The organism is Phaeobacter sp. 11ANDIMAR09 (assembly GCF_001294455.1).
Classification (GTDB): Bacteria; Pseudomonadota; Alphaproteobacteria; order Rhodobacterales; family Rhodobacteraceae; genus Pseudophaeobacter.
The window spans coordinates 1-2,500 of record NZ_LIKT01000062.1 but is presented as its reverse complement, the minus strand read 5'-3'; the positions used below and the strand labels follow the sequence as shown (position 1 = coordinate 2,500).

The 2,500-nt window shown below is 53.2% G+C and carries 2 rRNA genes (1 of these 2 cut by a window edge); both read left to right on the top strand.

Annotated elements, in window-relative coordinates:
• Nucleotides 1–1,946, top strand: a 23S ribosomal RNA gene (locus AN476_RS21900); it begins 884 nt to the left of the window's first position.
• 197 nt (nt 1,947–2,143) lie between these two features.
• Nucleotides 2,144–2,258: ribosomal RNA gene (gene rrf, locus AN476_RS21895) — 5S ribosomal RNA — on the top strand.
• The last annotated feature ends 242 nt before the right edge of the window (nt 2,259–2,500 follow it).

The window sequence follows — 2,500 nt, the reverse complement described above, 5'->3', positions numbered from 1 at the left end:
GCACTGGATGGGTAATGGGGACTCACCGTCTTACTGATCCTAACCAAACTCCGAATACCCGGGAGTACTATACGGCAGACACACTGCGGATGCTAACGTCCGTAGTGGAGAGGGAAACAACCCTGACCTCCAGCTAAGGCCCCTAATTCATGGCTAAGTGGGAAAGCAGGTGGGATGTCCAAAACAACCAGGAAGTTGGCTTAGAAGCAGCCATCTTTTAAAGATAGCGTAACAGCTCACTGGTCTAATTAAGACGTCCTGCGGCGAAGATGTAACGGGGCTCAAGCCATGAGCCGAAGCTGAGGATGCACATAGTGCATGGTAGCAGAGCGTAGTGTGACATAGTTCCATGCGTCTTTAGCCTTCTTCGGAAGGTGTTGGACGCAAGGAGCTTTCGATGAAGCGGGCGCGTGAGCGATCCCGTGGAGAGATCACTAGCGAGAATGATGACATGAGTAGCGACAAAGAGTGTGAGAGACACTCTCGCCGAAAGTCCAAGGGTTCCTGCTTAAAGCTAATCTGAGCAGGGTAAGCCGACCCCTAAGGCGAGGCCGAAAGGCGTAGTCGATGGGAACCAGGTTAATATTCCTGGGCCATGAGGTGGTGACGGATCTCGAAGGTAGTTCATCCTTATTGGATTGAATGGGCTGCTGAGAGGTTCCTGGAAATAGCCCCTCTATAAGATCGTACCCTAAACCGACACAGGTGGACTGGTAGAGAATACCAAGGCGCTTGAGAGAACGATGTTGAAGGAACTCGGCAAAATACCTCCGTAAGTTCGCGAGAAGGAGGCCCGGTTTCTAGGCAACTGGAAGCTGGGGGCACAAACCAGGGGGTGGCGACTGTTTATTAAAAACACAGGGCTCTGCGAAGTCGCAAGACGACGTATAGGGTCTGACGCCTGCCCGGTGCCTGAAGGTTAAAAGGAGGGGTGAGAGCCTCGAATTGAAGCCCAGGTAAACGGCGGCCGTAACTATAACGGTCCTAAGGTAGCGAAATTCCTTGTCGGGTAAGTTCCGACCTGCACGAATGGCGTAACGACTTCCCCGCTGTCTCCAACATCGACTCAGCGAAATTGAATTGCCTGTCAAGATGCAGGCTTCCCGCGGTTAGACGGAAAGACCCCGTGCACCTTTACTACAGCTTCGCACTGGCATCAGGATTGTGACGTGCAGGATAGGTGGTAGGCATCGAAACGTGAACGCTAGTTCACGTGGAGCCTCCCTTGAGATACCACCCTTCGCACTCTTGATGTCTAACCGCGGTCCGTTATCCGGATCCGGGACCCTGCGTGGCGGGTAGTTTGACTGGGGCGGTCGCCTCCTAAAGCGTAACGGAGGCGCGCGAAGGTTGGCTCAGAGCGGTCGGAAATCGCTCGTTGAGTGCAATGGCAGAAGCCAGCCTGACTGCGAGACTGACAAGTCGAGCAGAGACGAAAGTCGGCCATAGTGATCCGGTGGTCCCGAGTGGAAGGGCCATCGCTCAACGGATAAAAGGTACGCCGGGGATAACAGGCTGATACTGCCCAAGAGTCCATATCGACGGCAGTGTTTGGCACCTCGATGTCGGCTCATCTCATCCTGGGGCTGGAGCAGGTCCCAAGGGTACGGCTGTTCGCCGTTTAAAGAGGTACGTGAGCTGGGTTTAGAACGTCGTGAGACAGTTCGGTCCCTATCTGCCGTGGGTGTAGGATACTTGAGAGGAGTTGCCCCTAGTACGAGAGGACCGGGGTGAACGATCCACTGGTGGACCAGTTGTCGTGCCAACGGCAGTGCTGGGTAGCTATGATCGGACAGGATAACCGCTGAAGGCATCTAAGCGGGAAGCCCCCCTCAAAACAAGGTATCCCTGAGGGCCGAGGTAGACCACCTCGTCAATAGGCCAGAGATGTAAGCGCAGTAATGCGTTCAGTTGACTGGTACTAATCGCCCGATTGGCTTGATCTGATCTAGTAATAGACAGCCAAGAACCAAATAAGCACCAAGGCTTCGACTTGGACTTAATGTTGATTGTTTCCATCTTCGATGAAACTGGATCAGCCAGCCTGACATAACTCAGGTGCGGCAACGGGCATTTGATAAAGCAAATACCCTGCCTGCCGCCAAATCCAAGACCATCGAAGATGATCTTGGATTTTTCTTGGTTTGGTGGTCATAGCAAGAGCAAAACACCCGGTCCCATCCCGAACCCGGAAGTTAAGTGCCTTCGCGCCAATGGTACTGCGGCTTAAGTCGTGGGAGAGTAGGTCACCGCCAAACCTAGTAAAATCCAAAACTCAATACGATATGACTAACGAATACCCTTCAGACCAAATCACCCTGAAGGGCACACGCAGTACTGCTACCGGCAATACTGCAATAGTCCTCAAATAGCCCAACCGGCGCTAGGACAAACACAAGGGCTCAAGTAGCGTAAGCGATCGCCCAAACAAAATGTCGCGGGATGGAGCAGCCCGGTAGCTCGTCAGGCTCATAACCTGAAGGTCGTAGGTTCAAATCCT